25 protein-coding genes and 1 pseudogene are annotated in these 23,071 nt (G+C 60.7%); 13 read left to right on the top strand and 13 right to left on the bottom strand.

The features are described from left to right. Positions 1–98: 98 nt before the first annotated feature. A complete protein-coding gene (locus LIY36_RS21050) occupies positions 99–353 on the top strand; it encodes a hypothetical protein (protein ID WP_226457000.1) in 255 nt (84 codons plus the stop codon). Between the two features lie 131 nt (positions 354–484). Here LIY36_RS21050 and LIY36_RS21045 read toward each other — a convergent pair whose 3' ends face one another. The 3 genes from LIY36_RS21045 to LIY36_RS21035 form a co-directional block, all read right to left on the bottom strand. Further along, complete coding sequence (locus tag LIY36_RS21045; RefSeq protein WP_226456999.1) at positions 485–820, bottom strand: hypothetical protein; 336 nt, start codon at positions 818–820, stop codon at positions 485–487. 73 nt (positions 821–893) lie between these two features. Further along, on the bottom strand, positions 894–1,541 hold the full coding sequence (locus LIY36_RS21040; RefSeq protein WP_226456998.1) for a hypothetical protein: 648 nt from the start codon (positions 1,539–1,541) through the stop codon (positions 894–896). Positions 1,542–2,339: 798 nt separating this feature from the next. Further along, entirely contained in the window at positions 2,340–2,942 is a 603-nt protein-coding gene (locus LIY36_RS21035) for a hypothetical protein (RefSeq protein WP_226456997.1), read from the bottom strand. Positions 2,943–3,235: 293 nt separating this feature from the next. Between LIY36_RS21035 and LIY36_RS21030 the strand changes: the two genes are divergently transcribed. Together LIY36_RS21030 and LIY36_RS21025 are read left to right on the top strand one after the other, a co-directional pair. Beyond that, positions 3,236–4,822 carry an ABC-F family ATPase gene (locus tag LIY36_RS21030; protein WP_226456996.1) on the top strand — a complete coding sequence of 529 codons (1,587 nt, stop codon included), beginning with the start codon at positions 3,236–3,238 and terminating at the stop codon, positions 4,820–4,822. A gap of 202 nt (positions 4,823–5,024) precedes the next feature. Beyond that, positions 5,025–6,200 carry an MFS transporter gene (locus LIY36_RS21025; RefSeq protein ID WP_226456995.1) on the top strand — a complete coding sequence of 392 codons (1,176 nt, stop codon included), beginning with the start codon at positions 5,025–5,027 and terminating at the stop codon, positions 6,198–6,200. Here the strand turns inward: LIY36_RS21025 and LIY36_RS21020 are convergent. Together LIY36_RS21020 and LIY36_RS21015 are read right to left on the bottom strand one after the other, a co-directional pair. Further along, positions 6,194–7,231: an alpha/beta hydrolase family protein gene (locus tag LIY36_RS21020; protein ID WP_226456994.1), complete on the bottom strand. Its 1,038-nt coding sequence runs from the start codon at positions 7,229–7,231 to the stop codon at positions 6,194–6,196. The two genes, LIY36_RS21025 and LIY36_RS21020, sit on opposite strands and share 7 nt — an antisense overlap. A 212-nt stretch (positions 7,232–7,443) precedes the next feature. Further along, entirely contained in the window at positions 7,444–8,055 is a 612-nt protein-coding gene (locus LIY36_RS21015) for an FMN-dependent NADH-azoreductase (protein WP_226456993.1), read from the bottom strand. A gap of 124 nt (positions 8,056–8,179) precedes the next feature. On the opposite strand from LIY36_RS21015, the gene LIY36_RS21010 reads away from it, so the two are divergent. Both LIY36_RS21010 and LIY36_RS21005 read left to right on the top strand, forming a co-directional pair. Then, a complete protein-coding gene (locus LIY36_RS21010) occupies positions 8,180–9,088 on the top strand; it encodes a LysR substrate-binding domain-containing protein (RefSeq protein ID WP_226456992.1) in 909 nt (302 codons plus the stop codon). Further along, positions 9,085–9,441 carry an MmcQ/YjbR family DNA-binding protein gene (locus LIY36_RS21005; protein ID WP_226456991.1) on the top strand — a complete coding sequence of 119 codons (357 nt, stop codon included), beginning with the start codon at positions 9,085–9,087 and terminating at the stop codon, positions 9,439–9,441. Before LIY36_RS21010 ends, LIY36_RS21005 begins: the two co-directional genes overlap by 4 nt. On the opposite strand, the gene LIY36_RS21000 is transcribed toward LIY36_RS21005, so the two are convergent. Both LIY36_RS21000 and LIY36_RS20995 read right to left on the bottom strand, forming a co-directional pair. Next, the gene (locus LIY36_RS21000; RefSeq protein WP_192301191.1) at positions 9,430–9,813 is read right to left on the bottom strand and encodes a DUF1294 domain-containing protein; all 384 of its coding nucleotides are present in this window, start codon (positions 9,811–9,813) and stop codon (positions 9,430–9,432) included. The genes LIY36_RS21005 and LIY36_RS21000 overlap by 12 nt on opposite strands. Beyond that, entirely contained in the window at positions 9,810–10,640 is an 831-nt protein-coding gene (locus tag LIY36_RS20995; protein WP_226456990.1) for an undecaprenyl-diphosphate phosphatase, read from the bottom strand. The genes LIY36_RS21000 and LIY36_RS20995 overlap by 4 nt, the downstream gene beginning before the upstream one ends. Before the next feature lie 197 nt (positions 10,641–10,837). On the opposite strand from LIY36_RS20995, the gene LIY36_RS20990 reads away from it, so the two are divergent. The 3 genes from LIY36_RS20990 to LIY36_RS20980 all read left to right on the top strand — a co-directional run bounded on the left by LIY36_RS20990 (position 10,838) and on the right by LIY36_RS20980 (position 13,776). After that, entirely contained in the window at positions 10,838–12,472 is a 1,635-nt protein-coding gene (locus tag LIY36_RS20990) for a methyl-accepting chemotaxis protein (protein ID WP_226456989.1), read from the top strand. Positions 12,473–12,691: 219 nt separating this feature from the next. Further along, on the top strand, positions 12,692–13,255 hold the full coding sequence (gene pnuC / locus LIY36_RS20985; protein ID WP_226456987.1) for a nicotinamide riboside transporter PnuC: 564 nt from the start codon (positions 12,692–12,694) through the stop codon (positions 13,253–13,255). Then, positions 13,252–13,776, top strand: coding sequence for an AAA family ATPase (locus LIY36_RS20980; protein WP_226456985.1), 525 nt, complete (start codon positions 13,252–13,254; stop codon positions 13,774–13,776). The genes pnuC and LIY36_RS20980 overlap by 4 nt, the downstream gene beginning before the upstream one ends. A gap of 136 nt (positions 13,777–13,912) precedes the next feature. Here LIY36_RS20980 and ggt read toward each other — a convergent pair whose 3' ends face one another. Beyond that, a complete protein-coding gene (gene ggt, locus LIY36_RS20975) occupies positions 13,913–15,637 on the bottom strand; it encodes a gamma-glutamyltransferase (RefSeq protein WP_226456984.1) in 1,725 nt (574 codons plus the stop codon). A 110-nt stretch (positions 15,638–15,747) separates the two neighbouring features. After that, positions 15,748–17,130 (bottom strand): MocR-like pyridoxine biosynthesis transcription factor PdxR, encoded by a 1,383-nt coding sequence (gene pdxR, locus LIY36_RS20970; protein ID WP_226457086.1) that lies wholly within the window; start codon positions 17,128–17,130, stop codon positions 15,748–15,750. A gap of 134 nt (positions 17,131–17,264) precedes the next feature. Between pdxR and LIY36_RS20965 the strand changes: the two genes are divergently transcribed. The 4 genes from LIY36_RS20965 to LIY36_RS20950 are packed head-to-tail and all read left to right on the top strand — an operon-like array spanning position 17,265 to position 19,970. Then, entirely contained in the window at positions 17,265–17,741 is a 477-nt protein-coding gene (locus LIY36_RS20965) for a carboxymuconolactone decarboxylase family protein (protein WP_192301198.1), read from the top strand. Beyond that, positions 17,734–18,174 (top strand): GNAT family N-acetyltransferase, encoded by a 441-nt coding sequence (locus LIY36_RS20960; protein ID WP_226456982.1) that lies wholly within the window; start codon positions 17,734–17,736, stop codon positions 18,172–18,174. The genes LIY36_RS20965 and LIY36_RS20960 overlap by 8 nt, the downstream gene beginning before the upstream one ends. Then, positions 18,171–18,764, top strand: coding sequence for an FMN-dependent NADH-azoreductase (locus LIY36_RS20955; protein ID WP_226456980.1), 594 nt, complete (start codon positions 18,171–18,173; stop codon positions 18,762–18,764). Before LIY36_RS20960 ends, LIY36_RS20955 begins: the two co-directional genes overlap by 4 nt. A gap of 60 nt (positions 18,765–18,824) precedes the next feature. Next, the gene (locus LIY36_RS20950) at positions 18,825–19,970 is read left to right on the top strand and encodes a MalY/PatB family protein (protein ID WP_192301201.1); all 1,146 of its coding nucleotides are present in this window, start codon (positions 18,825–18,827) and stop codon (positions 19,968–19,970) included. 42 nt (positions 19,971–20,012) lie between these two features. On the opposite strand, the gene LIY36_RS20945 is transcribed toward LIY36_RS20950, so the two are convergent. From LIY36_RS20945 to LIY36_RS20930, 4 genes are all read right to left on the bottom strand, one after another. Further along, a complete protein-coding gene (locus LIY36_RS20945) occupies positions 20,013–20,228 on the bottom strand; it encodes a TOBE domain-containing protein (protein WP_003173733.1) in 216 nt (71 codons plus the stop codon). Between the two features lie 132 nt (positions 20,229–20,360). Further along, positions 20,361–21,263 (bottom strand): DUF4880 domain-containing protein, encoded by a 903-nt coding sequence (locus LIY36_RS20940; RefSeq protein WP_226456978.1) that lies wholly within the window; start codon positions 21,261–21,263, stop codon positions 20,361–20,363. Continuing rightward, positions 21,260–21,766, bottom strand: a complete 507-nt coding sequence (locus LIY36_RS20935) for a sigma-70 family RNA polymerase sigma factor (RefSeq protein ID WP_192301203.1) — start codon at positions 21,764–21,766, stop codon at positions 21,260–21,262. The genes LIY36_RS20940 and LIY36_RS20935 overlap by 4 nt, the downstream gene beginning before the upstream one ends. 145 nt (positions 21,767–21,911) lie before the next feature. After that, positions 21,912–22,553, bottom strand: a complete 642-nt coding sequence (locus LIY36_RS20930) for a hypothetical protein (RefSeq protein ID WP_226456976.1) — start codon at positions 22,551–22,553, stop codon at positions 21,912–21,914. 332 nt (positions 22,554–22,885) lie between these two features. Here LIY36_RS20930 and LIY36_RS20925 point away from each other — a divergent pair. Further along, positions 22,886–23,071, top strand: a pseudogene (locus tag LIY36_RS20925) (ribonucleotide-diphosphate reductase subunit beta); the annotation flags it as partial.

Below are 23,071 nucleotides of genomic sequence, written 5' to 3'. Positions count from 1 at the left end.
CAATGAACTCATGGCGAAACCAGCGCTTTGTGCTGTACGTTTTCGTAGGTGTGGTTGAGTTGATACCGCCGAATCATTTCTATGGGGAGCATGGGTAAATGGCAGATCTGATGGAAAAGCTCGACGGCCCCAGGACCGCCCAACAGGAGCTCTTCTACGACCTTGAAGATGCGGCGGCGGTCATCGCCTGGTCGGTGAATGCGCTGACCGCCAGCGCGGGGATCGACAGATCCCCCGATCAAGCAATCGCCTTGATGAAGCTGTGTGCCCTGCTCGCGGCTCAGCAGGCAAAGCTCGCCGGGTATGCGGATGAGGTGAAGGCGGGAAAAATAATCCGGAGCCATTCCGTTTAGGCACATGTTTTTACCCTGAAATTGCTGCCCGGCTATTGCGACGCTGGGCGATTGGGCGATAAACACACGGCTTGGCGGGCGATTGCATCCCTCAGAACGATTGCAGCGAGATGCAATTAGGCGCAACCCTCTTATTTGGCGACGTAAACGTCGCACAATTCCTTCTGAAGCACCTGAAAAGGTGGAGCGCTGAGTTTTTTTACCATCTCGGCAACTTCGGGTTTATATGCAGGTTCTGCTTGTATTCTTCTGACTTCTGCTTTCGTTTCAACCTCCCAAGTGTCGTTGGCGAAAGCGTTTTCGAGGCTCACATTCATCCCAGGGTTGGCGTTTTGGCAAACCTGCTCCATCGCAATAGTGGTTATAGCGGTTCGATGCAGTTCTAAACTCTCGCTTGCAAAAGCACTCGCCGCGAAGCAAATACCTACCCAAGACAGTGACAGCCTACAAATCCCTACAACCGACATTCACAGCTCCTTATGAATAAACGCTGGGCCCGCAAACAGCGGGTAAAACGGTAAAAAATATGCACCGTGCTACTTAACCCTTGCACAGCGTCTGTGGCGACTCCGAACCTGCAAGCCGTTTCGGCAATGCAAACGGTAAGTTAGGGACAGAGGCAAGCTCGACTACGCCAAACATACACGCAAGCACCACATTTCCATCCGCGTTTGGCGCGCGGCCGAATCCGACCAACACCTCATAGTCTTTTCCGGGCTCCAGATTGAATACTTTCGCCTGGCCTGGGCACACAGCATAAGTGCTGCCGTAGCTGCCGGCCGACGCCCCCAATGTCGCGATCTGAAAGGGTGTATCTGTTTTAACGCGATACTCAGCCACCATCTCGGTGTACAAGCCCTCGGCCATCCGAACAGCCCCGATATACTGCTGAAGCTTGGGAGAAACCCTTCCCGGCATGCCAAGAATGGCCGGTTTAAGTGGGTACTGAGGGTAGTTGATGCTCGGCTGTCCGTCCTCGGAGAAACGGCCAGCTTCAGCCATTTTGTGGCGAGTACCCGGGGCGCAACTACCCGTCACGCTATCGCCAAACACACTGGAATTGGTGATCACACGGACTCGGGCCGTATTCTCAGCCTGAGCTGGATCGACATAGGGAACAGAGGGAATTGCGCCACAACCCGCAAGGGCGATAGACGAAGAAAACAGCAGCAACCAGGTATTACGCATCTACTACATCCTTGAATCTGGTTTTTTTGGAAGATCGTCCCAATCTCTTCTCGAGTAGGCTTCGTCCAGTCAGAAGGGGTTCTTTCATGGACTGATTCATCGCGACTGTATCCACCGTAGGTGAACATCAAATGCAGCTGCGGCTAACGCCTCAATTTAGTTCAAGGCGGCCTGACTTTTTCATGCCCTACACCGCCCACAGCGGGCTGGTTTGCGTCTGGCTTTAGAAACTCACCAGGCCCAAAGGAGCAGCCAATCAGCAGCGCGACCAACCAAGACGCGGTTGTACATAGTGAAATGTGACGATACCATAATGCCACGATCCTCACGGTGGAAGGGGATGGAAAAATGGAGTATAGGGACGTCACATGTATGCAGTAGGGCTTATAATTTCCTTCAAAATCGCTCTGTTAATATCGTTTTTTTTAGTATTTTCGGGACTGAGAGCTGAGGCAGAGTATTTTAAAAAGCTCGGAGTGAGTGCCCCGAAGATCAAGCGGTTTTACAGAGAAAATTTAGTTTCTTCGTCTATAACAGTGATCCAGGTTTCTCTGGTTGTTGGGGTTGTATTTTCGTTTATTTCCCTGACTGCGATCTGGACAGTTTCCTGATAACTATTGGGAAATGCCTTGGGCCTAGGTAAGACAAGCCTTTAACACAATCAAGGCGTTTCCCTAATCTTCGGTGATAGCACCTACGTCCATCTTTGCTATCAAAATTCTACGAGAACCAACTCGCGCTTGAGGTATCGATCATTTAGCGCCTGAGTGGATTTATTCAAGGTGCACAGAAGCAAGGCTAGAAAAGCCGTTTCATGAATTCCTGAGTCGTTACATCCAGCCCGTTACCTTCACCGAATGCAACGTTAACCCCGTCATTTGCCCTTAACAGCATCTCACTGTGCATACCCAGAGCAGCCGCTTGATGGTAATACTCGCGCTGCTCTTGCACGTACTTATCCTTGTAGGCTTGCAGGCGTTCAGATACCAGCCCCTTGCGCTTCGGATCTGTCTCTTGGGCTAGAGCGCGCTGCTCTTCTAGCAGTCGCCGCTCAGTCATACCGACCCGCAAATTCGCCATACGAAAGCGCGTGTACGTGCGTATTACGTTCAAGGCATGGGATGTGAACTCTATTGCCGCATCTCTTTTCGCCTCGGCGCCCGACCAATCGGCAGATTGCATCTCAAGCAGATCCGCCGCCAGTTCCTTCTCAGCCTCCTCACCGCGCGCCAAATAGCTCGACAGGTCAACTCTCGGCTCCTGTTCAAAAGCAAGCAGGTGCCTGGACACCAGGGACGACGTTTTGGCGACGTTGTCCCTGTCATGCTGGTCGCACCATCCATAATCAGCTGTCCCAAACCCGAGAATGGCCAATAAAAGCGGGACGATCGTTTTTCTCATGGATCCCTCCAAATCATTTTTTAAAGGCTATCACGGAGAGTACCAAAAGAAGGAATTGAGCCTCCTTGCGTGGTGACAATGCGGTAGACGAAGAGCAAAGGACGGCCCACGTCTCCATCCACCAAAGAACGCGCCATACAACTGTCGCCTGACATATGCGACAATGCGCGCCAAATTCCAACACACATCCAAATTTTCTGTTCAGCGACCGGGTTTCGCGCCTTGATGTCGCTGTTGACGCATGCCTGAAGGCTCCTGCCGCCACGCTCGCAACCCATTGATAGGTAAAGTAATTGATCTCCACAGCTAACATCACCATGCAGTTCGGCGCCAAGCCGCTCTTCGAGAATGTCTCGGTCAAGTTCGGCGCTGGCAACCGTTATGGTTTGATCGGTGCCAACGGTTGCGGCAAGTCGACCTTCATGAAAATCCTCGGTGGTGACCTGGATCCGTCCGGCGGTCAGGTCATGCTGGAGCCGAATGTGCGCCTGGGTAAGTTGCGCCAGGACCAGTTCGCCTACGAAGAATTCACTGTGCTCGACACCGTGATCATGGGCCACGAGGAACTGTGGAAGGTCAAGGCCGAGCGTGATCGTATCTACTCGCTGCCGGAAATGAGCGAAGAAGACGGCATGGCCGTGGCCGAGCTGGAAACCGAGTTCGCCGAGATGGACGGCTACACCGCTGAATCCCGTGCCGGCGAGTTGCTGCTGGGCCTGGGTATTCCGCTGGAACAGCACTTCGGCCCGATGAGCGAAGTGTCGCCAGGCTGGAAACTGCGCGTGTTGCTGGCCCAGGCGCTGTTCTCCGATCCTGAAGTGCTGTTGCTCGACGAACCGACCAACCACTTGGACATCAACACCATCCGCTGGCTGGAGAACATCCTGACCCAGCGTTCGAGCCTGATGATCATCATCTCTCACGACCGTCACTTCCTGAACAGCGTGTGCACCCACATGGCTGACCTGGACTACGGCGAGCTGCGCCTGTTCCCGGGCAACTACGACGAGTACATGACCGTGGCGACCCAGTCCCGCGAGCAGCTGCTGTCGGACAACGCCAAGAAGAAGGCGCAGATCTCCGAACTGCAATCCTTCGTCAGCCGCTTCTCGGCCAACGCCTCGAAAGCCAAGCAGGCCACTTCCCGCGCCAAGGCGATCGACAAGATCCAGCTGGCCGAGGTCAAGCCTTCGAGCCGGGTGAGCCCGTTCATCCGTTTCGAGCAGAACAAGAAGCTGCACCGCCAGGCAGTCATGGTCGAAAAAATGGCCAAAGGCTTCGACGGCAAGCCGCTGTTCAAGGACTTCAGCTTCCAGGTCGAAGCCGGCGAGCGCGTGGCGATCATCGGCCCGAACGGTATCGGCAAGACCACCCTGCTGCGCACCCTGGTCAACGAACTGACCCCGGACGCCGGTAGCATCAAGTGGACCGACGCGGCGGAACTGGGCTACTACGCCCAGGACCACGCGCATGACTTCGAAGACGACGTCACCCTGTTCGACTGGATGGGCCAGTGGACGCAGGGCGAGCAGATGATCCGTGGCACCCTCGGTCGCATGCTGTTCTCCAACGACGAGATCCAGAAGTCGGTGAAGGTGATTTCCGGTGGTGAGCAAGGTCGCATGCTGTTCGGCAAGCTGATCCTGCAAAAGCCGAACGTGCTGATCATGGACGAACCGACCAACCACTTGGACATGGAATCCATCGAAGCATTGAACCTGGCGCTGGAAAACTACCCGGGCACGCTGATCTTCGTCAGCCACGACCGTGAGTTCGTATCGTCCCTGGCTACCCGCATCATCGAGTTGAGCGCCACCGGCGTGATCGACTTCAGCGGCACCTACGACGACTACCTGCGCAGCCAAGGCGTGGTGCTCTAAACACCCGCTTGTACCCCGCGCGGGGCTGCGCAGCAGCCCTGCATCCAAACACCGCGTTCTGCCAGACAGACCGCGGTGTTTTTTTTGGGCGGCGCTGTGCAGCCCGGCGCGGGCAAGCCCGCTCACTACAATAGATAGCCTGCTTTCTTTTGTGCCAAAGCCTTGCCATGATGCCCTCACCGCCTCCCGCGAATGAGTGCTCATGTCTGCCGCCGCCCCCAGCTCCCTGTCGATTACCCTGCAGATTGTCTCCATCGTCTTCTATACCTTCATTGCCTTCATCTGCATCGGCCTGCCGATTGCGGTGATTCCGGGCTATGTGCATGAGCAACTGGGGTTCAGCGCGGTGGTGGCCGGGATCACCATCGGTTCGCAATACCTGGCGACCCTGCTCAGTCGGCCGATGGCCGGGCGCATGTCGGACAACGTCGGCACCAAGCGTGCGATTGTGCTGGGGTTGGTGGGGATTCTGGTCAGCGGCGTGCTGACATTGCTGGCGACACTGCTCGAAAGCCTGCCCGAGTTGAGCCTGGGCATCCTGATCGCCGGGCGTTTGTTGCTCGGTGTGGCCCAGGGCCTGATCGGCGTGGGCACCATCAGTTGGTGCATGGGCCAGGTCGGCGCCGAGCACACGGCACGCTCGATCTCCTGGAACGGGATCGCGTCCTACGGCGCCATCGCCATCGGTGCACCACTGGGCGTAGTGATGGTCGCCGAATACGGCTACACCATCCTCGGCATTGCACTGTCGGTGCTGGCGGCGCTGGGCTTGCTGCTGATCCGCAATAAGCCCTCGGTGCCGGTGGTGCGCGGCGAGCGGCTGCCGTTTTGGGCGGTGTTCGGGCGTATCGCACCGTTTGGTGCCAGCCTGTGCCTGGCGTCGATCGGCTATGGCACCCTGACGACCTTTATTACCCTGTACTACCTCAATCGCGGCTGGGCCGGTGCGGCGTACTGCCTGACGGTGTTCGGCGTGTGTTTTATCCTGGCGCGGATGGTGTTTATCTCCGCCATCAGCCGTTTTGGCGGCTTCCGCGCGGCGATTGCCTGCATGACCATCGAAACCCTCGGCCTGACGCTGCTGTGGCTGGCGCCGTCCACCGGCGTGGCGTTGATTGGCGCCGGGCTGACCGGTTTCGGCTTGTCGCTGGTATACCCGGCGCTTGGCGTAGAAGCCATCAAGCAAGTACCCAACAGCAGCCGGGGCGCGGGGCTGAGTGCGTTCGCGGTGTTCTTTGACCTGGCCCTGGCGATTGCCGGGCCGTTGATGGGCTTTGTTGCGGTGAACCTGGGTTACGGCTGGATCTTCTTCTGCGCGGCGTTGCTGTCGGTCAGCGCACTGGGCCTGACCCTGCTGCTCAAACGTCGCGCTTACTGATCAGCGGTCTGCAACCCGGCGCGGGTCGATTGCCCCAGGGTATGGGTGAAGAAACGCCCCGCCTCGGAAATCAGGTTGCGATGGATGCCTTCACGGTCGACGCCATCGGCATCGGTGCAGATCGCCGGCATCGCCAATAGTTGATCGCTGTCGCACGGGGCCATGAAGACGAAGTGCCCCGCCCCCGCCAACAGCTTGAAGTTCGGCGGTTGCGGCAACTTGCGTGCGAGGGCGGCGGCGTTCTTGTCCACGGCCACCAACTTATCGCCGTCACCGCTGTAGAGCAGCACCGGTACATGCACGTCGGCCAGGGTCTGGCGACCAAACATCAGGCTCAGCGGCGCCATCAGCATCAGCGCGTGGATGCGCGGGTCGGCTTGAGGTTGCAGGTCGTCGCGATCGACCACCAGCTCACCCTTGGTAGTGCAGGTATCGCGGTCTTCCGGACGCTCCTGGCAATAACGGCGCAAGCGGTCGAAATCCGGCTTGGCCCCTGCCAGGATCAGCGCAGTCTCGCCACCGGCCGAATAGCCGATGACCCCAACTTGATCAATATTGACGAACGGCGACAGCATCGGGTCGCCGAGGGTGGCGGTGATCGCTTCGGAAATCTGGATCGGCCGCCCATACAGGTTGCTCAGGGTACCCAGGCGACTGTGATCCTTGTAGTTGTCGCCAGGGTGCAACACCGCCACCACCACAAAGCCCTTGCGCGCCAGGGACGTGGCCAGGTCATGCAGGGCCAGCGGCGTGCCGGTATTGCCGTGGGACAGCATCAGCATCGGAAAGCGGCCGATGGCGACCTTGGCGTCCTCACCCGCCGTGACTTGGTAGGCGCCCAGGTGCGTGGTGTGCTCGACGTCGGTGGACGGGTAAAAGGCGATGGCTTTCATCGGCTGCAAATCCAGCGGGTCGAGAAAGGTCATGCGATGGAAGCCCACACTCCAATGCGGGTGCGGCGCAGGCGCGGCATGCACTGAAACCAGGCCGCCGAGCAGGGAAAGAACCAAAACAGCACAAAGACGCATCATGGGGATGTCCACCTTTGTTGCGTAAGAACCAACATGTCGAATTAAAAGTCCAGGGCACTGAACCCGAGCTTGCATAACCTGGGCCATATTAAAAAGACAGCGGGTAAACGAAAAAACTCCGTACTCCGGTCGCGTATTGAGGCGAACAGAATACAGAGTTTAGGCGCCCGTTTTCAGATTGAAACGGGGAACGGCGATGTTTTACACAACCCTTACGCGGCGGCGAACAATTGTTCGTTGATGAGTGCGTTGGCGTCGCTCAGGGACTTGTTGCGCACCTCATCACCGTAGGCCAGGCCTTGGGCGCGCACGAACTCGATGTCGGTGATGCCCAGGAAGCCAAACACCAGCTTCAGGTAGTCTTCATGGCCGACGTTGCTCGCCTGGCCGGCGTGCAGGCCACCGGCGGTGGAGACGATGATCAGTTTCTTGCCGCCGCACAGGCCTTCAGGGCCGGCTTCGGTGTAACGGAAGGTCTGGCCAGCCACCGCGATGCGGTCAATCCAGGCTTTCAGTTGGGATGGCACCGAGAAGTTGTACATCGGCGCACCGATCACCACCGCGTCTGCGGCGATGAATTCAGCCAGGGACGAAGCGCTCAGCTCGGCTTCGTGCTGTTGAACGGCATCACGCAATTCGGCAGCAGTACCCAGCGCCCCCAGGGTCAGGCCGGAAAAGTGGCTGATGGCCTCGCTCGCCAGATCGCGATAGGTCACTTCCACGCCCGGCTCGGCGGCTTGCCAGGCCTTGACCACGGCAGCGCTGAGCTGACGGGATGCCGAGTTGTCGCCGAGGATGCTGGAATCGATGTGCAACAGTTTCATGGGGGATCTCCGAGTAGGATCGTCAGTGGCGATCAGATGGTGATGATGCTACGCATGAAACCAATAGCCGATAAGCCCGCTGAAATGCGATAGTTTGTCCCACTGACAGGACAATAGGTTGACCATGCAAGACCTCAACGACCTCTACTACTTCGCCAAAGTCGTCGAAGCCGGCGGCTTCGCGGCTGCCGGCCGGCTACTGGGGATTCCCAAGTCGCGGTTGTCACGACGCATTGCCGAGCTGGAGGAACGCCTCGGCGCCCGCTTGCTGCAACGCACCACGCGGCAACTGACCCTGACCGCCGTCGGCGAACGCTACCTGCGCCATTGCCAAGCCATGTTGCTCGAAGCCGAGATGGCCGACGAAGCCGTGGCCAGCATGTCCAGCGAAGCCCGTGGACGGCTGCGGGTCAGTTGCCCGGTGGGCATGGCCCAGCACATCCTGCCGGAGCTGGTCGCCGGATTTCTGGCCGCCCATCCCCATGTGCAACTGGAAATGACCCTGGTCAACCGACGTGTCGACCTGGTGGCCGAGGGCATCGACGTGGCCCTGCGCGTACGCGAGCTGGGCGATGAAGACCCACTGCTGGTGACCAAGCGCCTGCGTCAGGCCCAGACGGTGCTGGTGGCCAGCCCCGCCTTTGTGCAAGGCAAGCGCATCGACTCGCTCGACGACCTCAAGCAACTGCCTATCCTCGGCGCGCTGGAGCCGGACCGCATGGTCCATCAGCGCATCCTCGACCCCCAGGGCAACCCCCACGAACTGGTGATGGAAGCGCGCCTGGGCATCGACGATTTCATCGTGCGCAAGGCCAGCGCGATCATGGGCCTGGGGTTCACCGTGCTGCCGATGATGTATTGCGAAGAAGAACTGGCCAGCGGCCGCCTGGTGCAATTGCTGCCGCAGTGGTCGTTGCCGGGCGGCTGGTTGCAGGCCGTATACCCACACCGACGCGGCGTGTTGCCGGCGATCCGGGCGTGGATCGACTACCTGGAAGAAGGCTTCAAAAGCTGCGGAGACCGTCTGTTATGAAGATCAGCGAAGAACAAGTCGCCACATTCTGCCTGAGCCTGCCCGGCGCGCGGGAAGACTACAAATGGGGCGGCGTGCGCGTGTTTTCGATTGCCGGCAACAAGATGTTCGCCCTGCAAAACCTGCGCGGTGATTCGCTGGCATTCAAGGTCGACAAGGATCTGTTCCTCGGCCACGTCGACCGCCCAGGCATCCACCCGGCGCCCTACCTGGCCCGCGCGCAGTGGATCATCATGAACACGCCCTACCCGCTGGGCGCCGAGGAACTGCGCAGCTTGTTGCGGCGCTCCCACCAACTGGTGGTGAGCAAACTGCCCAAGCGCACGCAGATCGGCTTGCGTTTAGAGGACTGAAAGAAAGGTGCCGCCCAGGAACAATTGGTCCAGCCAGAACACCTGATGCAGCAGCACAATCGCCCAGAACAGCACCTGATAAGACACCTTGCGCGTCTTGTGCCGCAACACCTGCTGGGCGATCAACGCCCCCGGCCAACCGCCTGCCAGCTCGACGGCGTGCAGGATGTTCTCCGGGGTGCGCCAGCCGTTGGTTTGCGCCTGGCGCTTATCGCGCCAGTACAGCAAGAACGCCAGCACGCTGACCACGGCGTAGGCCACCAGCGGCAGCACCGTCTCGCCGCGCCACCACAGCAGCACCGAGCCCAGCAGCGGCGCAGCGCACAGCAACAGAAAAATCGCCGCCTTCAGGCGCGGGTACTGGATGCTCATGGTTTGACGGCAGACCAGTCGATCCAACCGAACTGCCAGGTCGCCAGGATCAGCAGGCCAAACGCGATCCGATACCAGGCAAACGCCGCGTAGCTGTGGCTGGCGATGAACTTGAGCAACGCCTTGACCGCAATCATCGCGAAGATGAACGAGGTGACAAAGCCGATGGCAAACACCGGCAAGTCATCGGGCTGGAACAGGTGACGGTACTTGTAGCCCGAATACACTGCCGCACCGACCATGGTCGGCATCGCCAGGAAGAACGAGAACTCGGTGGCGGTCTTGCGCGACAGGCCGAACAACAGGCCGCCGATAATGGTCGCGCCGGAACGCGAGGTACCCGGGATCATCGCCAGGCACTGGGCCAGGCCGACCTTGATCGCGTCTTTCCAGGTGATGTCATCGACGCTCTGGGCATGCACCGCGTGTTGACGCTGTTCAGCCCACAACATGATCACGCCGCCCACCACCAACGCGGCGGCCACGGTGATCGGGTTGAACAGGTAGTGTTTGATCAAGTCGGCAAAAATCACGCCCAACACCACTGCCGGCAACACCGCGATGATCAGGTTCACCGTGAACCGCTGCGCCTTGCGCTGGGTCGGCAGGCCGATGACCACGTCGAGGATCTTGCGTCGGAACTCCCAGACCACCGCCAGGATCGCGCCCAGTTGAATGATGATATTGAACGCTTCAAAGCGCTCACCGCCGAAACCGATCAAATCGGCGACGATGATCTGGTGGCCGGTACTGGAGATCGGCAAGAACTCCGTCAGCCCCTCCACCACGCCAAGAATCAATGCCTGTATGGCGGTCCAAAAATCCATGCTTCCCCCAAAAGGTCATGCGCGTGGCATGCCTCGTTAGTCTTTTTTAATTGGTTCACTGACGCTGGGCGTTTGAAAAAACCCGTGAAAAATCAGGCAGTACTCAGGTTTTCCGATTACCGGCCGAAAGCCTATCAGACAAGGCGTAAAAGTCGATGCAACGCCCACAATTATAAAAAGCCCGGAGTGACAGGACGATGAACAGTTTGCGCAATATGTCGATCAGCCGCCGCCTCTGGCTGATCCTGATAGTCGCCGTGCTGATGCTGCTGGCCTTGGGTTTACTGATGCTCAAGCAAATTCATGGCGAGCTCTACCAGGCCAAGCGCCAGCAAACCGAGCACGTGGTGCAGACCGCCAGCGGCATCCTGACGTTTTATCACGGCCTCGAAACCAGCGGCGTCATGACCCGCGAAGCCGCCCAGAAGCAAGCCCTGAGCGCGGTGCGCGGGTTGCGCTACGACCATGACGACTATTTCTGGATCAACGACCTCACGCCCGTGATGATCATGCACCCGGCCAACCCCAAGCTTGACGGCCAGAACCTCTCGGCGATCCGTGACCCAGACGGTTTTGCGGTGTTCAACGAATTCGTGGCCCTGGCCAAGGCCAAGGGTGCCGGCATCGTCAACTACCGCTGGCCGAAACCGGGCGCCGATGCACCGGTGGCCAAGACCTCGTACATCCAACTGTTCCAACCCTGGGGCTGGATCATCGGCTCCGGCGTCTACGTGGACGATGTGCAATCCGAGTTCTCCGCCCAGGTGTGGAAAGCCTCGGCCATTGGTTTGATCATCGCGCTGGTGATGACCCTACTGGTGGTGTTGATCGCGCGCAGCATCGTGCGCCCGTTGCAGGCAGCAGTGGACGCCATGGGCAATATCGCCAGTGGTGAAAGCGACCTGACCCACAACCTCGACACCCACGGCCGCGACGAAGTGACCCAACTGTCCCAGCACTTCAACAGCTTCACCGCCAAATTGCGCGACGTGGTCGGCCAGTTGCAGGTGTGCGCCAACGCCCTCGGCCAATCGTCTACCGAGCTGGGCAACAACGCGAGCCAGGCCCACGACCGCAGCCAGCAGCAATCGCAGCAGATGGAATTGGTCGCCACCGCGATTAACGAAGTCACCTACGGCGTGCAGGACGTGGCCAAGAACGCCGAACACGCCGCCAGTGAAATGCGCGATGCCCAGGCCCAGGCCCAGCAAGGCCAGGTCAATATCGACGGCAGCTTGCAACAGATCGACCAGCTCTCCGGCACCATCAGCCAGGCGGTCGAGGTGATGCGTACCCTGTCCGCCGAAAGCACCCAGATCGGCAGCGTGCTCGAAGTGATCCGTTCCATCGCCGACCAGACCAACCTGCTCGCACTCAACGCCGCCATCGAGGCCGCACGGGCCGGCGAACAAGGCCGTGGCTTTGCCGTGGTCGCTGATGAAGTGCGCCTGCTGGCCCAGCGCACGCAAAAATCCACCGCCGAGATCCAGGGCATGATCGAACGCCTGCAAGGCCACTCGGAAGCGGCGGTCAAGGTGATCAGCGAGAGTCACAACGCCTCGCAACTGACCATCGAACAAGCCGGCCAGGCCGGCGCCAGCCTCACCGCCATCGGCCAGGCCCTGCACAACCTCAACGGCCTGAACGCGTCGATTGCCAGCGCCACCCTGCAACAGGCGCATGTGGTAGAGGACATCAACCAGAACGTCACCCAGGCGGCGGGCTTGTCCCACAGCACCGCCATCGCCGCCGAACAGTCGAGTGCCGCCAGCACCCACCTGCGCGGCCTGAGCGAACAACTCAACACCCTGCTGCGCCAATTCAAAATCTAACCCCAGGACGGGGTTTGTAGTGAGCGGGCTTGCCCCGCGCCTGGGGGCGACGCAGCCCCAAATCCAGGCCCCGCGGTCTTACTGATACACCGCGGCGCCTGGGTTTAGGGCGGCTTCGCCCCCCAGCGCGGGGCAAGCCCGCTCACTACAAGGTTAATTCCTACGCGAAACTTCTTTCGTTACAATCACCGCCCCTTTCCACACTCCCAAGGAACCGCCATGTCCGGGCTTGAACTGTTCGCCGCCGCCCTGGGGGTGATCGCTGTCTGGCTGACGGTTAAACAGAACCCCTGGTGCTGGCCCATCGGCCTGATCATGGTGTTGCTCTACACCTGGGTGTTCTACGACGTAAAACTCTATTCCGACATGCTGCTGCAAGTGGTCTACGCCGTCCTGCAACTGTACGGCTGGTGGCAGTGGACCCGCGCCGGCGAGGTCAAGCAAGGCCGCCAGGTCACCAGCCTCGGCGGGCCAGCCATCATCGCCAGCCTCGCGGTGGGCGCCGCCGGCAGCCTGCTGCTGGGCGCCGCCATGGCCCACTGGACCGACGCCGCGCAACCCTGGCTCGACGCCGCCCTCACCGGCTTCAGCCTGGTGGCGCAGATGTGGATGGCGCAGAAACGCGTGCAGTGCTGGCCGCTGTGGATTGCCGTGGATGTGATCTTCGTCGGCCTGTTTCTCTATAAAGGTCTCTACCTCACTGCCGCGCTCTACGCCCTGTTTACCGCCATCGCGGTGCAAGGCTGGCGCGAATGGCGTGCCGACCCGGCGTTGCAGGCATGAAGGTCGTGGTATTGGCCGGCCCCGAATCCAGCGGTAAAAGCTGGCTGGCCGCCGAGTTGCAAGCGCATTTCGGCGGGTTGATGGTCGGTGAATACGTGCGCCACTTCATCGATCATCACCAACGCGATACCACCCTGGCCGACATCCCGGCGATCGCCCACGGCCAACTGGCCTGGGAAGATGCCGCCCGCGCCCAACAGCCGCGCCTGCTGATCCTCGATACGCATTTGCTGACCAACAAGCTCTGGAGCCAGACCCTGTTCGGCGACTACCCGGCCTGGCTCGACAGCGAACTGCTGGCCCGTCACTACGACTTGCACTTGCTGCTGTCGCCGGAGGATGTGGAGTGGACGGCTGATGGACAGCGATGCCAGCCGCAACTGGAGGATCGCCAGGCGTTTTTCCAGGGCAGTCTGGAGTGGATGCGGGAGCATCAACAGCCTGTGTTGGTGATCAAGGGGAATTGGGAAGAGCGCCGGGTTGCGGCGTTTGCAGCGGTAGCGCGACTACTTCAGCCCTGACACTGCCCTCACTGTGAGAGCGGGCTTGTGTGGGAGCGGGCTTGCTCGCGAATGCAGTAGATCAGCGAATAAATCTTTGGCTGACACACCGCTTTCGCGAGCAAGCCCGCTCCCACATTTTTGACCGCGTCAGGCGTTAGTAGCCCAAGGACAGGCCCGTGTTGCGACGCGGATCATTCGCCCCGTAGAAACGGTTGTTCCCCACCGGCTTGCCACCCAACGACGGCGCCCCCACCAGAATCGCCGCCAAGTGGTTGGCATCCTGCGGCCCGGCGAACTTGTGGCCCCAGCTTTCGAGGATCTTCTGGGTATCCGGGCTCACTGCAAACGTCTCAAGGTTGGTAGTCTCCGGCATCCACTGCTGGTGGAAACGCGGCGCGTCCACGGCTTCCTGGATGTTCATCTTGTAGTCGATGACATTCAGCATCGTCAGCAAGGTCGCGGTAATGATGCGACTGCCACCCGGCGTGCCTACCACCATGACGGCCTTGCCATCCTTGGTCACGATGGTCGGGCTCATCGACGACAGCGGCGCCTTGCCCGGTGCAATGGCGTTGGCCTCACCCTGCACCAGACCGTACATGTTCGGCACGCCAACCTTGACGGTGAAATCGTCCATTTCATCGTTGAGGATGACCCCGGTCTTGCTCGCCATCACGCCCGCACCGAACCAGTCGTTGAGGGTGTACGTCACCGAGACCGCGTTGCCCCACTTGTCGACAATGGAGTAGTGCGTGGTGTTGTTGCCTTCATGGGGCGAAACGCCCGGCTTGATCGCTTGGGAATCTCCCGCCTTTTGCGGTTCGATGGCAGCGCGCAGCTTGGCGGCGTAGTCCTTGTCCAGCAAGTGGGCGATGGGGTTCTTCACGAAGTCCGGGTCGCCGAGGTAGCTGTTGCGGTCCACGTAGGCATGGCGCATCGCTTCGATCTGGTAGTGCAGGCCCTGGGCCGAGTGATAACCGAGGTCGGCCATCGGATAGCCTTCGAGGATGTTCATGATCTGGCAGATCACCACGCCACCGGAACTCGGCGGCGGCGCGGAGACCACGTGGTAGCCACGGTAGTCGCACTCGATCGGCGCCAGTTCGCGGGTCTTGTACTTGTCCAGGTCAGCCTGGGTGATGATGCCCTTGCCGGCCTGGCTGGAATCCACCAGCGCCTTGGCTACCCAACCTTTGTAGAAACCGTCGCTGCCCTTGGCCGAGATTTCCTTGAGGGTCTTGGCCAGGTCTTTCTGCACCAGCTTCTGGCCCACCTGCATCGGTTGGCCGTTGTGCAGGAAGATCCCGCGCATATCTTTATCTTTTTCGAACTCGCCGGTGGCGGTATGCAGCAGGTCGATATCGCCCTGCTCCAGCTCAAAGCCGTTTTCCGCCAGTTTGATCGCCGGGGCAATCACCTGGGCGCGCTTGAGGGTCCCGTATTTGCTCAGGGCCAGCTCCATGCCCGAGACGGTGCCAGGCACGCCGACCGCCAGGTGGCCCTTGGCACTGAGGCCTTCGATGACGTTGCCGTCTTTATCCAGGTACATGTTCGCGGTGGCCGCCAGCGGGGCTTTTTCGCGGAAGTCGAGGAAGGTCTTGCGCCCGTCCGCCAGTTGCACGGTCATGAAACCGCCGCCACCGAGGTTGCCCGCCGCCGGGTATACCACCGCCAGTGCGTAACCTACGGCCACGGCCGCGTCCACGGCATTGCCACCGGCCTTGAGGACATCCACGCCCACATGGGTGGCCAGATGCTGGGCCGTGACCACCATGCCATTTTCACCGGCCACCGGGGCCTCGGACGCGGCTTGCACACCGCCGACCGTCAATACCAGCGCAGTGGCAATCAAGGTACGGCTGAAGGGTTGGTATTTCATCCATGGCTACTCTGGTTATTGAGATGCACCAAAATAGCCCGTCGAGGATTTAATCCCCAGCGCAGTGACGTTTTTATTACAGAACTTGTCGGTCACAGATTCGTACAGCATCACTGCCCCTGTGGCCCAGCCACGGTTTGCCCGGCAATCACTCCACGCAACACCTGCGCAATAGCCTGGGCCTGTTGCGCCGTTGCCACATTAGTGAACCCCATCAGCAAGCCCTGTGGCCCCGGTTCAATCGCCCACCGCGACAACGCCTGCAGTGCCAGGCCCGCCTCATTCGCTGCCTGCGCCACCGCCTCGTCCGGCACCGCGACCACCAAGCGTGCCAACAGATTAATCCCGCCTGCCTGCTCATCGACCCGCAGGACATCCGCGCAATGGGCCTGCAACGCCTGCACCAACAGCCCGCGTCGCTGCGCATACAACTGACGCATTTTCTTCAGGTGCCGGGTGAAATGCCCCTGCTCGAGAAAATCCGCCGCGGTCAGTTGCAACAGTTGCGCACAGCGTTGCTGCAACAACTGCGCACTGCGCTCAAACGCCGCCACCAAGGCGTTCGGCACCACCAGGTAGCCCAGGCGCAAACCGGGGAACAACATCTTGCTGAAGCTACCGGCGTAGATCACCCGGTCGTCGTGATCCTGGCTCTTGAGCGCGGCCAGCGGTTTGCCGTGATAGCGGAATTCGCTGTCGTAATCGTCCTCGACCACCCAACTGCCCTGCGCCGCTGCCCAGCCCAGCAAGGCCTTGCGCCGCGCCGGGCTCAGCGCCACGCCGAGTGGGCTCTGGTGCGCCGGCGTGACCAGCGCCAGCCGCGCCTGTGGGCTGCGCAGGATGCCCTGGCCCACATCCAGCCCATCGCGGTCCACCGGCACCGGCACAAGTTGCAAGCCTTGATGGCTCAACAACTGCCGTGCATGCACGTAACCCGGGTCTTCGAACCAGCAGCGTTGCCCGGGCATGTCCAGGGCATCACAGACCAGGGTCAGGCCCGCCGCATAACCGGCGCAGACAAACACCTGATCCGGCGAACACTCCACGCCCCGGTACAACGCGAGGTAGCCGGCGATGGCTACGCGCAGGGCTTGTACGCCGCGCACGTCGCCCATGGCCAGGCTGTCGGCATCGGTGCGGCGCACTTGCTGGGTGACCAGCCGGGCCCACAACTTGCGCGGGAACGCGTCCAGTGCCGGCACGCCCATTTGCAGCGGCAACGGTCCGCTGGCGACAGGCGCCGGCACGGGCGCGGGCTTTACCGCGATCTGGGGCAGCGTCGTCGCAATCACCGTACCGGCCTGCCCGCGCGCCTCAAAAAAACCTTCGCTGACCAGCAACTGATACGCCGTCTCCACCGTGCCCCGCGCCACCTTGAGTTCCTGGGCCAGCGCCCGCACCGACGGCACCCGCTCGCCGGGGCGCAATTGACCCTGGTCGATGGCCTGGCGAAAACGCCGGTAGATTTCCTGGTATTTGGGCAGTGACGACATCGCGGGCGGGCTCGGCGGGTAAACAGGGCCAAGTCTGATCATGTCCCAACCCACTTGTCCAATCATGCCCCTGTCGACTGGCCGGGCGAGCCGCGAAAATGGCGCATCTGTTCAATCACCCAAGGAACCTTCCCATGAAAGACCGTCTCGATTACGCCCAGGCCGCCCCCGCCGGTTACAAAGCCCTGGGCTCGGTGCACAGCTACGTGCATGGCTGCGGCCTGGAAAAGGAATTGATCGAACTGGTGTACCTGCGCATCTCCCAGCTCAATGGCTGCGCCTATTGCCTGGACTCCCATTCCCGCGACCTGCTCAAGCAAGGCGTGAGCCTGGAAAAAATCATGCTGGTGGCCGCCTGGCACGAAGCCTCGCCGCTGTTCAGCCCGCGTGAACGTGCCGCATTGGCCTGGGCCGAATCGGTTACTCAAGTGGCCCAGACCCACGCGCCGGACGCCGATTACGCCGCCGTCGCCGCCGTCTTCAATGACAAGGAAGTCGCCGACCTGACCCTGGCCATTGCCCTGATGAACGCGCTGAACCGCGTCGGTATCAGCTTTCGCAAGGTGCCGGCAGCGGTCAAGGCCCATCTGGAGAACCTCAGCTATGCATGAGCACGTCGACTTCGTGCCTGTGGAAAGCGACGCCGACTGCCTCGCCAGCTTTCAGGTGATGCAGCAACTGCGCCCGCACCTGACGGACGCCACCGCGTTCGTCGCGCAGATCCAGCGGCAACGGCAGAACGGCTACCATCTGCTGGCCGCCCGTGAAGACGCCAAGGTGATCGGCCTGGCCGGCTACCGGCTCAGCGAGAACACCCTCTACGGACGCTTCATCTATGTCGATGACCTAGTGGTAGATGCCAGCCTGCAGCGGCGGCGTCTGGGTGAGCAACTGCTCGAGCGGGTCCGCGAGCAAACCCGCGCCCTGGGCTATCGCTACCTGGTGCTGGACACCGGTATGCACATGGCCCTGGCCCAACGTTTCTACTTCCGCCAAGGCCTGTTGCCGCGCGGCATGCATTTTTCCCAGGATTTAAGCCAATGACCCGCGCCCTGCTGCTCAGTTTCAGCCCCCACGGCAAGTCGGCCCAGAACTTCCAACTGGCCCGCAACCTGCTCAGCGACTGGCTGCCCGACGCGCAGGTCACCGAGCGCGATTACGGCGGCCAGGCCCTGCCGCCGCTGACCCGCGAATACGCCTGCGCCCTCACTGGCGCTGACGACGGTAGTGAGGACGCGACGGCGCTGTCGGAACAATTGATCGTCGAGTTGGAAGCCTGCGACCTGCTGGTCATCTGCACCCCGGTGCACAACTTCACGGTGCCGGCGGCGCTCAAGGGCTGGATCGACCATGTGGTGCGCATCCACCGCAGCTTCACGGTGAACGAGCGGTTTGAAAAAATCGGCCTGCTCGACGACCGGCGCACCTTTGTACTGGTCAGCTCGGGCAACGCCCGCAAGGGGCATGAGCCAGACTTTTTGACGCCGTATCTGAGCGCCATCCTGTCTATCGTGGGCATCCGCAGCGTGGAGTTCGCCTACCTGGGCGCCATGGTGCGCGGTGAAGAAGCGGTCAGCCAGGCCGTGGCACAGGCACATCGGCAACTGTCCGAGGCAATCAGCTCTGGTCTATAAAATTAATGGCGCTAGAATCAGCGCCATTCTTTGCGCCAGCCCCCCTGATACGAGCCGCCCATGAGCTTTGATTTCGACACGATCCACCCCCGCCACAACACCGGCAGCACCAAATGGAGCCGCTACCCGGCGGATGTGCTGCCGATGTGGATCGCCGATATGGACATCGCCGCGCCGCCCGCCGTGCTGCAAGCCCTGCGCGAACGCCTCGACCAGCAGATCCTCGGCTACAGCGTAGCCGGCCCGGATGTGCGCGAGGCCATCGTCGCCGACTTGTGGCACAAGTACGCCTGGCGCGTGCAGCCCGAAGACCTGCTGTTCCTGCCCGGCGTCGAGCCCGGCTTCAACATGGCGCTGCACGCATTCGTGCAACCGGGCCAGCCGGTGGTGCTGCAAACCCCCAACTACCGGCCGATCCGCCTGGCGCCAGGGCACTGGAACCTGCCGAAAATCGAAGTGCCATTCGAACTCGTCAACGGTGAATACCTCACGCCCCTGCCCGCCCTGCGCGATGCCTTGAGCGGCGCCGGTGCACTGCTGCTGAGCAACCCGCACAACCCCATGGGCAAGGTGTTTCCCCGCGAAGAACTGCTGGCCGTGGCCAATGCCTGCCTGGAACAGGGCGCACTGATCATCAGTGACGAAATCCACGCCGAACTGTGCTTCGACGGCCGCCGCCACATCCCCACCGCCAGCCTCAGCCCGCAGATCGCCGAGCGCACCATCACGCTGATGTCGGCGAGCAAGGCCTACAACGTCGCGGGCCTCAAGACCTGCTTTGCGGTGATCCAGAACGCCGAGATCCGCGAGCGCTTCAACAATGCCCGCTGCGGCATGGTCGACAGCGTCAGCCCCCTGGGCCTGGAAGCCACCCGTGCCGCCTACAGCCAATGTGGCGAGTGGCTCGACGCACTCAAAGGCTACCTGCAAGCCAACCGCGACTACCTGCTCGACGCCGTGAACAGCCGCCTGCCGGGCGTAGTCATGCACGCGCCGCAAGGCACTTTCCTGGCCTGGCTTGATTGCAGCGCCCTGGGCCTGGACGACCCGCAGCGGTTTTTCCTGGAACAGGCCAAGGTCGGGTTGAGCGCCGGGATCGAGTTCGGCGATGACAGCCAGCAATTCGTGCGCCTGAACTTCGGCTGCCCACGGGCCTTGCTGGAAGAAGGTTTGCAGCGAATGGAGCATGCCCTGCGCGGTCGGTAAGCCATGTGGGAGGGGCTCGTCCCTCCCACATTTGAGTGGGATCTACAGCTTGGCGATGGACACTTCGGTGGACTTCACAAAGGCAATCACTTCACTGCCCACTTTCAATTCCAGGTCACGCACCGAGCGGGTGGTGATCACCGAAGTGACGATGCCGGACGCAGTCTGTACGTCGATTTCGGACACCACTTCGCCCAGCAGGATCTCCTTGATCACGCCCTTGAACTGGTTGCGCACGTTGATCGCTTTAATGGTCATGTCGGCTTTCCTTTTGGCTGTTGGGTCAATCCGCACGAATGCGCAGGCCCTCAAGATGCCGCAGGCGGCAAAAACCTAAAAGGAATATATAAATCTTTATTTATTCCATATGGAAATATAAGACAGTATTTCTCAGGTGAGAGTGACCCAGTAACGCGTTCGCGCCTGCACCTTGAAGCCCAGGGTCGAGGCCAGCAGGTTGAGGATGCGGTCAGTGTCGTCCAACTGAAAACTGCCGGTGACGCGCAACCCCTCCAAACGCGGGTCCCAACGCAAGACCCCCGGGCGGTAGCGCTGCAACTCGCGCAAGAAATCCCCCAGCGCCTGATCCTGCGCAGTCAGCACACCATCACGCCAACCCAGTTGCAGCACATCAAACGCCACCCACGCGCCAAGGCCCGTGGCTTGAAGCGACGCTTGCTGGCCACCGTGCAACGTCGTCGAGTTCCCATTGAGGTCGCGCACCTGCACCGCGCCTTTGAGCACCGAGACCCGGCAGCCCGACGCCAATTGCCGCACACACACCTCGGCCTGGCTGAGCGTCAGTTCGCCATACCGGGTCTGGAGCGTCATTGCACTCACGCCCGGCACGCTCAACGCCAACTCGCCTTCCACCAGCCGGATGTGCCGTGGCGCCACGTCCACGGCAGTGGCGGTATTGAGTTGCAGGCTGGCGCCGTCGCCCAGGGCCATGCGCGTGCGCTCACCCGTGGCGGTGTGCAGGTCGGAGCGCCACACGTCGATGGGCAACTGGCGGCTGATCAACCACGCGGTGGGTACCAGGGCCGCCACGCCCAAGGCACGCTTGAGCACGGCGCGCCGCCCCGGTTGCGGGCGGTCGAGGCTGGCCAGCGCCAACGCCTGGGGCAACCCGCCGAACCGCTGGCGCAGGGTCTGGGCTTTTTGCCAGATCTGTTCGTGCTGCGGATGGCTGTCGCGCCAGTGCTGCAGGGCGAGGTGATCACGCTCGGTGGCCGCGCCGGACTCCAGCAGCGCCAACCATTGCGCGGCGGCACGGGCGACGTCGCGGTTCACAGGTCCACCAGCAAACAGTGTTCATAGGCCTGGGCCATATAGCGTTTGACCGTGCGTTCGGACACCTCCAGGCGTGCGGCGATCTCGCGATAACCCAGGCCTTCCAGCTGGCTCCAGAGAAACGCGCGGCGCACCAGCACTGGCAAGCCATCAAGCAATTCATCCAGTGCTTGCAGGGTTTCCAGCAACACCCAGCGCTGTTCCGGGGACGGCACGCAGGCTTCGGGCAAGCTGGCAAGCGCATTCAGATAGGCCTGTTCCAGGCTACGGCGCTGATGAAAATTGACCAGCAGGCGCTTGCCGACTGTCACCAGGTACGCCCGTGGCTCCTGCATCTGCGCAAGCGGCTGGGCACTGGCCAGCACGCGCAAAAACGTATCCTGGCTCAGGTCCGCCGCATCCCAGGCATTGCCCAGGCGCCGGCGCAGCCAGCTTTCCAGCCAACTGCGGTGGTCGCGGTAGAGGCTGGATAACGTCAGTTCGGGGGCGACAGCATCATTCATGGCAAGCAACCTGCAAGGCGCGATTATGTCTCAAATGAGATTCATTCTATTTAATATCGCTACTGCATACCATGATCTTTTCAACATGCCGTTTAGAGCATCGCCGCCTTCTGCCGCAGCAGGTCGGTAAACAACCCCAGTCGGCTCACGCCCCGCCGACTTCCTTGATCACGAATGTCGTCGGCATGATCTTGAGCACCGACAGCTTGAACTGGCGATTGTGTTTCCTGAATGTCCACACCGGCAGGTCTTCTCGGGTGTCGAGCGTTTCTACGTGCTCCTCGGAGTCGGGCAGCGTCAAGAAAAAATCCACCGAGGAATTCAATGGCCCCAAGGAATAGCCCCCCATCCTGATACTGACCCCGAGGCGCTCATCGGACCAGTTCCCACCTTTTGTCATGACGATATTCATCGGTGGTAACGGGCTGGGGATTGCGCTGACCTTGGCCGTCAGATCGGCCAGTTGTTGCTGTAGCTGCTGATAGTCAGCTTTCGGCACGTAGAGGCTGTTGATCCTGTCGATGGCGACGTAGTTTTTTTCAACATCGACCTTGCTCAAATAGTCCGACGATACCTTGGCAAGTGGGAGGTATGACTCGGCAAGCACGGTCCGCGAAACGTAGTTTTCCATCAGTTCCGCGGACGGGATAAAGTTGTCTGCCGCACCGAATTTAAGGCCGAACAGTGACGCCACAGCGGTAAATCCCGCCCACAGGCCGGCCGCGACGATAATGATCAGCGGCCAGGAATAGGTGGTGGGTGTGGGTGTAGGTGCACCTTGAGTCATACGTACTGACGTCCTTTTCTAGAAACTGAGCCTTGCGTGTCACGATTGACAACGACCGCTCCGGTTCAACGGTTTGAGCGCCAATAATATCACTAGGCCACCACCCCTGGCAGGGGAATGCCCCTGCGACGATCAATACACTCTCGTTCGTTGACCCATCCCCGCACACACCATATAGTGTGCCCACAAACAGAACGGACCACTACATAGTGTGCAGCATCGGTATTTACCGACCACACTACGCGCAGTATTTCAATGCCTAGTAGCCTGCAAATCGAATATTTTTGGACGGGTTCACACGCCGTCAGAACAGACCAGGAAGGAGTATTTCAATGCTGAGTTGGGATGAAGTCGACAACGAAGACACCGGTGCAGCGGTGATCAAGGGCGCCAACGCCGGCCACGCCAGCGAAGCCAACATGGACCGCCTCGACGGTGCAGGTGCTGCCGCGGCGCTGGAAGCCCGTAACGTGACCGCCAACGACTCCGCCGCGATTATCCGTGCCAAGGCCGCCCTC

It is taken from the genome of Pseudomonas sp. AF03-9, assembly GCF_020515815.1.
GTDB lineage: Bacteria > Pseudomonadota > Gammaproteobacteria > Pseudomonadales > Pseudomonadaceae > Aquipseudomonas.
The sequence above is the reverse complement of the archived record's forward strand: the minus strand, read 5'-3'. Positions and strand labels throughout refer to the sequence as shown.

What these genes read in the sequence shown, in the direction of transcription:
- LIY36_RS20930 (WP_226456976.1), bottom strand. Translation starts at nt 22,553, where the DNA reads ATGACTCAAGGTGCACCTACACCCACACCCACCACCTATTCCTGGCCG.
- LIY36_RS21000 (WP_192301191.1), bottom strand. Translation starts at nt 9,813, where the DNA reads ATGAGCATCCAGTACCCGCGCCTGAAGGCGGCGATTTTTCTGTTGCTG.
- LIY36_RS20950 (WP_192301201.1), top strand. Translation starts at nt 18,825, where the DNA reads ATGAGCTTTGATTTCGACACGATCCACCCCCGCCACAACACCGGCAGC.
- LIY36_RS21040 (WP_226456998.1), bottom strand. Translation starts at nt 1,541, where the DNA reads ATGCGTAATACCTGGTTGCTGCTGTTTTCTTCGTCTATCGCCCTTGCG.
- LIY36_RS20960 (WP_226456982.1), top strand. Translation starts at nt 17,734, where the DNA reads ATGCATGAGCACGTCGACTTCGTGCCTGTGGAAAGCGACGCCGACTGC.
- LIY36_RS21025 (WP_226456995.1), top strand. Translation starts at nt 5,025, where the DNA reads ATGTCTGCCGCCGCCCCCAGCTCCCTGTCGATTACCCTGCAGATTGTC.
- LIY36_RS21015 (WP_226456993.1), bottom strand. Translation starts at nt 8,055, where the DNA reads ATGAAACTGTTGCACATCGATTCCAGCATCCTCGGCGACAACTCGGCA.
- LIY36_RS21045 (WP_226456999.1), bottom strand. Translation starts at nt 820, where the DNA reads ATGTCGGTTGTAGGGATTTGTAGGCTGTCACTGTCTTGGGTAGGTATT.
- LIY36_RS20995 (WP_226456990.1), bottom strand. Translation starts at nt 10,640, where the DNA reads ATGGATTTTTGGACCGCCATACAGGCATTGATTCTTGGCGTGGTGGAG.
- pnuC (WP_226456987.1), top strand. Translation starts at nt 12,692, where the DNA reads ATGTCCGGGCTTGAACTGTTCGCCGCCGCCCTGGGGGTGATCGCTGTC.
- LIY36_RS20935 (WP_192301203.1), bottom strand. Translation starts at nt 21,766, where the DNA reads ATGAATGATGCTGTCGCCCCCGAACTGACGTTATCCAGCCTCTACCGC.
- LIY36_RS20955 (WP_226456980.1), top strand. Translation starts at nt 18,171, where the DNA reads ATGACCCGCGCCCTGCTGCTCAGTTTCAGCCCCCACGGCAAGTCGGCC.
- LIY36_RS20945 (WP_003173733.1), bottom strand. Translation starts at nt 20,228, where the DNA reads ATGACCATTAAAGCGATCAACGTGCGCAACCAGTTCAAGGGCGTGATC.
- LIY36_RS21035 (WP_226456997.1), bottom strand. Translation starts at nt 2,942, where the DNA reads ATGAGAAAAACGATCGTCCCGCTTTTATTGGCCATTCTCGGGTTTGGG.
- LIY36_RS20980 (WP_226456985.1), top strand. Translation starts at nt 13,252, where the DNA reads ATGAAGGTCGTGGTATTGGCCGGCCCCGAATCCAGCGGTAAAAGCTGG.
- ggt (WP_226456984.1), bottom strand. Translation starts at nt 15,637, where the DNA reads ATGAAATACCAACCCTTCAGCCGTACCTTGATTGCCACTGCGCTGGTA.
- LIY36_RS21010 (WP_226456992.1), top strand. Translation starts at nt 8,180, where the DNA reads ATGCAAGACCTCAACGACCTCTACTACTTCGCCAAAGTCGTCGAAGCC.
- LIY36_RS21005 (WP_226456991.1), top strand. Translation starts at nt 9,085, where the DNA reads ATGAAGATCAGCGAAGAACAAGTCGCCACATTCTGCCTGAGCCTGCCC.
- LIY36_RS21050 (WP_226457000.1), top strand. Translation starts at nt 99, where the DNA reads ATGGCAGATCTGATGGAAAAGCTCGACGGCCCCAGGACCGCCCAACAG.
- LIY36_RS20965 (WP_192301198.1), top strand. Translation starts at nt 17,265, where the DNA reads ATGAAAGACCGTCTCGATTACGCCCAGGCCGCCCCCGCCGGTTACAAA.
- LIY36_RS21020 (WP_226456994.1), bottom strand. Translation starts at nt 7,231, where the DNA reads ATGATGCGTCTTTGTGCTGTTTTGGTTCTTTCCCTGCTCGGCGGCCTG.
- LIY36_RS20990 (WP_226456989.1), top strand. Translation starts at nt 10,838, where the DNA reads ATGAACAGTTTGCGCAATATGTCGATCAGCCGCCGCCTCTGGCTGATC.
- pdxR (WP_226457086.1), bottom strand. Translation starts at nt 17,130, where the DNA reads ATGTCGTCACTGCCCAAATACCAGGAAATCTACCGGCGTTTTCGCCAG.